Here is a 6,877-nt window from a genome sequence, read left to right as displayed (position 1 = left end):
GAATGATGATTTTAGATTCTATGTAACTTTTGGTATTGCAGAGCGTTTTGTGGGACGCAATATGTTTATACAAGGAAACTCTTTTGGTGGATTTCAAACACAGCTTGATATGGCAAGGTGTGTTTATGAAGCAGAGCTTGGGGCTTTAATCGCATGGAGGGGTATATCTCTAGCATATATGTATTCATACAAACAAAAAGAATTTAGAGAACAATTGCTTGATTCTAACTATGCGACACTGCGTTTAGAGATAAGTTTTTAGAAGATTATTATGACTACGAGATTTATAGAATCTTGTAGCCTAGTAGTTATTTATGAAATATTTTCTTCATCCGTCTTTTAAGGGATTGTTTTAATCGTTTTAGTGGTCTCCTTTTTTGTCTAAGATTCTCTAAATTTGCTATTTGTTTTTGCAAACAAATTGAGAGATTAAAAATCGCACTTTCCTGTCTTTGTATATATAAAATTTGCAGTTCTTTATCAAAAATTGGTGTATTGCACGCCTCTATCCACCACTCATTGCGATAAGCGCAGCTTATTATGTTTCCATTCTCATTCGCTCTAAGTGCATGCCAAGGCTTTATTGTGGTAAGATAATGCAAAATCTTGATATTATTTTTTGCTTCCACATATTCTTGATAAGTATAAATGAGATTGGATTCCTCACTTTCACCCTTGAAGTCACTTTTATCTCTATTTTCTACATGTCCCAGCATGAAGTTCCACTCAAGCGGTAGAATATAAAGATGGTTGCTTAAAATCGCATTAAACACATCTTGATCAAACCATGTTGGAATGTAGCATTTCAACCATTCAAAGCATTTTTGCTCTATATTGTAGATTCTATACTGCTCCAAGTCTATAAGCATAAGTCCAGAATTAAAATAAGTGTCAATATTTAAGGAAAATCCATTGCCTTCACCACCATTTACACCAGGCATAATGCGAGAAGGCAGATAATGTGCATCCAATACAACACCGCATATTTTACCCTGCAAATCTTTATAAAAAATCTCTCTAATATCTGCCACACAAAGCATATCAACATCAAGATACAAGCATTTTTGAATTTCTTTTGGCAAACAACTAGCCATCTTTATTCTAAAATATGCAAGATAATTATTGTTTAGCTTTGGCAAACCATGAAACATAGAATCTGAAAGAGTGTAAATATGAAATTTGCAAGGATAAAGCTTGTTTAACTCTAACTCTAAGGTTTGAAGTTTTTGTTCTGTTTCATGTTTTAAACCATCTGTGAGAATATGAAAAGCAAATGGATTATTTTGTATTTGGCTATTTTGTGATTTATATAAAGGTGTGTTATCTTTAGATAAATCTGGATTATTTAATGAAGGTGGTATGCTTTCATTATCTTTTTCATAGTAGCTTATTGATTGAGTGTGAGTGAATGAGAGTTTGCCCCCCCCCCCCCATAGTCTCAATAATATTATTATGTGCAGCATTTTTCACAATGCTATGACACAAAACAGCAAGATATTTAATATAATCATCATTTGCATTAAACACGATATGATACATCTTGGAATCTCCTTGTTAAAAAATGCCGAAATTATAGCAACTTTTGTTTTAAGTTTGTTAATGTGGTAAATTACGCCACAGAGATCAATCATGTCTAATATGATAAAAATTAAGTTATACTGGATTACACTGAAGTGCAAATGTATTGTTGGATTTCGATAGGTTTGGTTATTTTAGTTTTTATGCTTATGAGTACTTTCGCACTATTTTAACTGCAACTCATTGAAACCTCACTGCGCATAAAAGGGCACATGCTTAGAGACTGATATAAGAAATACTTACAATATGCACACGAGTTTTACAAAAGAATGTATGGAAGCATATAGTTTCCATGCTGAAAATAATAAAGCAATGTAAAACCCCACAAACCTTTTTATTAATCTTAGAAGACTAGAAGCTTATCCCAGCTTCAGCACCAGTTTGCCACGCATTTGCAATAGGGAAATTAAGCGTATTGCCACTTGAAGCCTGCAAATTATAATATTTTCCAACGCCCTTAAAATAAAAACTCACATTTTCACCAATATTTTTAGTAATACCTATGCTTCCAAAGATTGCATAACTGCCATCTTTGATATTAGAAGCTGTATCGCCCGTAGTGTGAAATTTATACAGACCATCTGCTATACCAGCTCCACCACTATATGTAAAATATGTTGTCTCTGATACAGGAACTCTACCTTCTATCTCTAAGCCTAATATACCAAGACTTCTGCTGATAGATTCCCTATTTACATACGCATCCACATCAAATACAAGATTAAGAAATACCGGTGCATTTAGCCCTGCGATATTCACGCCAAGTTTCGCATCACCGCCAAATAAACCAAATGTATCATCTGTTGCCAACCCAGCTAGTGTAGCCCCAGATAGCTTACTCACACCACCACCAATTCTAACAGCTAACCCCAACTGCACTCTTTGGACTATAAGCATTTTTAAGCCAAGCTTACCATATCCACCCCTACTTTTCACCATAGCGTTGCGATCACCACCAAAATCAACTTCAAGCCCACCGACACCAACATCGCCATGTACGCATACCGCTTTGCTACATGCAGCACTCACACTGACACCTAACGCACTGCATAGCACAATACCTACAATCCCTTTTTTTACAATACTTGCATATTTTACATACGACATAATCCTGCTCCCATATTTAATTTTCTCAATGTAAAAATCATTGAGTGTTACGCACCTTGTCATAACCTTTCATTATAATCGGCATTTTAGCCTTTTTGTGTTTGAATAAATGTAATTTTTGAATTTATTTTGTTTTTGCTGATTTATTCTGCACAGATTCCAAACTTTGTTTAAGCCTTAAAGCTTCATCGTTTTGCCCTTCACACATAAGTAATTTCACATATAAATCATAAATAGCTAAATTCTCCCTATCATCTTGCTGAGCTAAGGCTAATCATGTTCTTGCACTTTCACAATCGCTTACAGCCAACCTATCTTGTGCGATTTGTAGAATATGCGGTATTGAAAAGCCACCACTTATACTTTTAAGATTTTTACTAGTAATCTTTGGGGCATTCTCTAGTAAAATCTCACCGCCGCTACTAGATTCTACAAAGTTTTTAGAATCTATTTTTTGCCAATCTTTTAGAGCATGAATAGGGATATATCCATTAAGCAATACAGAATCATTTATAAGCGTTACTCTCACCCATTGAGATTCAATCTCTTTGAGTGTGATTTTTAGCTTAGTATGTGGTATATCTTGTGGGAAGTTTAGACATATTTTCTGCCCCTTTTGCACACTCTGAATCTTTTTTGCATTTTTATCTTTTTGTTGCATAATATATGCCTTTGGCAATGCTATTTGAAAACACGCAAAGCTTGTGTGTATGCGTTTTTGTGTGTATATTGTAAATGTTTCTTGCATGTGCTTTTCTTGCGTCTCTATCTCTTTGTGTGCAACAAAGCCTTGCGGTATGCTAGATTCTGTAGTAAATGATAAATAACTAAAAAAGCATAATGTTGTGGCAAATACGAATAAATAGATTCTAAGCATATACTACACTTTTAGATTCGCATTATATTAAATCTTTTAGTAATTACTTCTTGCATGTTTTGTGTGAGTCAGATTCTTCCTAATTATTCCACATTTTCTTTTTGCATAATATCCTCATAATATCAAAAAACAAAAGGGATTGATTTATCAATACCCCTAAAGATACAATGTATATGATTATTCTCAAGGTAGAGAAATGCACCCTCTAGCATATAGGGCCAGTTAAAGTCGTCAAGCTGTGGTTGCAGATTATGGCAATAGCAAACAATGGCGATTAAAAAAGTATCATGCGTGATGAATATCTCCATATCTTCACAAGTTTTATCGGCAAAGATATAGTTAAAGAGTGTTTTCATACTCTCTTCTACACCACGCATACCGGGTAAGCTCTCACCACGCAAAAACGCAGATATTATAGAATAAGGCGATTGCGTTTTAAATAACTCTACTGCTTTATCTAAGTCATTGATATAGGTATCTGTGAGTATATTTGTATGGATTATTTCTAGTTCTTTCTGCTTAGATTCTTTATAGCCCTTTGCAAAAAGATTTGCGGTTTGGATACATCGCTCTATTATGCTTGTATGTATTTTTGCAATAGAGAAATTACAATGCAATCCAAAATGTTCTGCCATGATTTCGCCCTCGCGAGTGAGTAAAATATCATTGCCTGTTTCATTCGGTGGTATTTTATCTCTTAGCGAATGTCGTAAAATCATTTTTGCATTTTTTGGACTTATAGTCGCACTTTGTGCAAACCCCTTATATATCGTTGCTATCATATTTTTCCTCTATTGTTTGGAATCTCCGTTAGAATCTATTTGTTTTGCTGCTCTATAACTGGTCGTAGCCTATAAGTATAACCAAAGGTTGTCAAAGGCACGAATCTAAATTCTGCTTTCACATAAATATTATCAATTACGCTAATTGTATTACCTTGTGATAACATAGGCGTCCTATTGCTCCCAGCCTTTAGTCCAATACCAAAACATTTAATGTCTTTATAGACGCCAACACCTATATTTACGATATTTTGCGTCCTAAGGTCATAGCCTAGATCTGCTACTAAACCAAAATAGCCTAAATCCCCCCTTAAAGATGCACTTAAATAATTTGATGAGTCTATGGGCTTATAGGTTAGTGTGGTAGGATCAATGCTCCATGCCGCATCATCTCTTTTTAAAAAGTAAGAAATGCTTGCTGCATACGCCCCTTTTGTATATGAGGCATTTACCCCTATTTCAGTAAAATTACTATAAAACCATGAGTAAAAAAGGCTAAGATTTAAGCTTAACCCCGGAAGTGGTGTCGTGCCAAATTTATTTTCCATAGGGATACGCAAAGGTGAGATTGTATCATCAAAGTTAAAGGACTGACTAAGCTTCCAATAAAAGATTTCAGCACCATTGCGATTATAGATATAGTTTGACATGCTAAGGTCAAGCCGCCTTATCATTTGATAGATATTGCCAAAATTTTGTGGATTCCATATATTTGCACCATTTTGTATTGCATCAAGCACACCAACGGGTAATTGCGTATAGGTTTTTAGAATCTCTGGACTTAAGATCCCATTTGTAAATACCACTCTATCAACTGGGGCATTAAATAAAACTGCGGTTTGCATAGAGTGGAAAAAGTTCCCATATCTTCGCCCAATATCGCTATTTACAGAGATTCTATAATTAAGATTTGCGTAATTACCCATATTCTCTTGCATAGCGATAGAAGTATTTGGGGCGGTATAGATTATAGTATCTTTTGTATTTGTAGCATAGGTATTCCCCGCAAAGACATTAAGCCATGCTCCAATAGAAAAGTATTTATTGAGAAATGAAAACTGCATACCAATGGGAATGGAAAGCTCATTTGATAAATACGAATAGCCAGTAGTTCTATGTGCATACTGCATCTTATAATCAAGTGAATACAATAATTCTTTTATAAATAAAGATCCCATGTATTTATGGTATTGAATGTTTGGGAGATTCTGAAATGTCGTTGAGTTATTTGGCGTGTAAAGGTTTAGATAATAGCGTAGATTTAAACCAAAATAGTGATTATCTGTTTGAGCGTAAAGATTTGTCTTTGAGATATATGAAGTTTGATTGAGAAAATATCTCACATCATCAAGTCGCATATAATCAATGTCATTCATAAATGCTAAGTCAAAAAACATAGCATTATCAAGCTTAGTTTTAGCACCAAAATATTTTTGAATCACATTTCTTTTGCTATGCTTAAAATCAAAACCATAAACATGCTGATTGAGTAGATTTAACTTTTGCATATATTCATCGTTATTATAAAAATACTTTAAATGCAACATGTATTTGTCATTGCTACTATCAATCGCCCTAAACTCAAAATTTGCACCGCCACCCCTTGAAGTTCTTACCTGTGGGCTAATAGTCATGTCCCAGAAGTTTTGCAATGCTACATAATAGGGCTGAATATAGGTAAAACCATCAGTGCTTGAGCTACCTAAAGTTGGGTATAAAATACCACTTGTGCGTTTATTCTCAAGTGAGACTTTAAGATAAGGCAGATAAAATACCGGCACATCGCCAATGTAGATTCTAGGATTCCATAAAGCAAGTGTATTTTTTTCCTTATCATACGCCCCTTTGCTTGAATCAATACGCCATGCAGGACTTACAAAAGAACAACCTGAAACCATAGAATCTGCAAAGCGATAGATTGACTTTTGAGAGCTAGCACTCTCTGCATGAGTCCAAATGCCTGTGTCTGTATCCTGTATATAAAAGGGTCTGATAATGCTAAAATCACTATTGAGATAAACTGTCGCCTGTTTTGCAATCACAGAGAGTGTATCGCCTTTATAAATGCGGACATTGCCTATTAGTCTAGCTTGTTTTAACTCTGGATTATAGATAATCTCATCAGCGATAATATAGGCTTCTTTATTTTTCAATATCGCATTACCACGCACAACCATATAGTTATCATAATGATCTATCTCTTCACCTAAAAGCTCAAAAAGTTTTGAAAAATCTGTGTCCTTTTTACTTACGCCTGTTTGTAAGCCCTTTTCATTTTCTCTCTTTTCACTCTCACTCATAGTTTGTTTTATGTCTTTAGAATCTTCTCTTTTAGTGTCTGAAAATGTCGGCAACACTTGTTGTTCTTTAGAATCATAAAAGAGTGTTGCGCTATTTTGATTCTGTGAAGTTTGTATATCTGTAAGCTGTTCTACTCCATAGACAAAATGAAAAAAAAGCAATACATACAGAATCCATTTTAGGAATATCACATTTTTTTTATGAATCTTAAAGGTAATATAATACATAAGAA

At 34.4% G+C, this 6,877-nt stretch carries 7 protein-coding genes; 1 reads left to right on the top strand and 6 read right to left on the bottom strand.

Translation table 11 applies throughout. From position 1 onward, the window contains the following. A partial coding sequence (locus C6H08_RS08805; RefSeq protein ID WP_158656850.1) for a lipid A-modifier LpxR family protein occupies positions 1 to 262 on the top strand: 262 nt, incomplete at its 5' end. A 46-nt stretch (positions 263 to 308) separates the two neighbouring features. Here C6H08_RS08805 and C6H08_RS08800 read toward each other — a convergent pair. The 6 genes from C6H08_RS08800 to C6H08_RS08780 all read right to left on the bottom strand — a co-directional run bounded on the left by C6H08_RS08800 (position 309) and on the right by C6H08_RS08780 (position 6,872). Beyond that, the gene (locus C6H08_RS08800; RefSeq protein ID WP_158656849.1) at positions 309 to 1,442 is read right to left on the bottom strand and encodes a glycosyltransferase family 8 protein; all 1,134 of its coding nucleotides are present in this window, start codon (positions 1,440 to 1,442) and stop codon (positions 309 to 311) included. Then, entirely contained in the window at positions 1,378 to 1,539 is a 162-nt protein-coding gene (locus C6H08_RS11550) for a hypothetical protein (RefSeq protein ID WP_194145904.1), read from the bottom strand. The genes C6H08_RS08800 and C6H08_RS11550 overlap by 65 nt, the downstream gene beginning before the upstream one ends. 390 nt (positions 1,540 to 1,929) lie before the next feature. After that, positions 1,930 to 2,748, bottom strand: a complete 819-nt coding sequence (locus tag C6H08_RS08795) for a hypothetical protein (protein WP_233708550.1) — start codon at positions 2,746 to 2,748, stop codon at positions 1,930 to 1,932. Positions 2,749 to 2,959: 211 nt separating this feature from the next. Continuing rightward, positions 2,960 to 3,562, bottom strand: coding sequence for a hypothetical protein (locus tag C6H08_RS08790; RefSeq protein ID WP_233708549.1), 603 nt, complete (start codon positions 3,560 to 3,562; stop codon positions 2,960 to 2,962). Between the two features lie 122 nt (positions 3,563 to 3,684). Then, positions 3,685 to 4,344: a histidine phosphatase family protein gene (locus C6H08_RS08785; protein ID WP_034565418.1), complete on the bottom strand. Its 660-nt coding sequence runs from the start codon at positions 4,342 to 4,344 to the stop codon at positions 3,685 to 3,687. A 35-nt stretch (positions 4,345 to 4,379) separates the two neighbouring features. Then, a complete protein-coding gene (locus C6H08_RS08780) occupies positions 4,380 to 6,872 on the bottom strand; it encodes an LPS-assembly protein LptD (protein ID WP_034565414.1) in 2,493 nt (830 codons plus the stop codon). Positions 6,873 to 6,877: the final 5 nt, after the last annotated feature.

The sequence above is a fragment of the Helicobacter bilis genome (genome assembly GCF_900198365.1).
Taxonomy (GTDB): Bacteria; Campylobacterota; Campylobacteria; order Campylobacterales; family Helicobacteraceae; genus Helicobacter_A; species Helicobacter_A bilis_B.
This window is presented reverse-complemented; position numbering and strand designations above follow the sequence as displayed.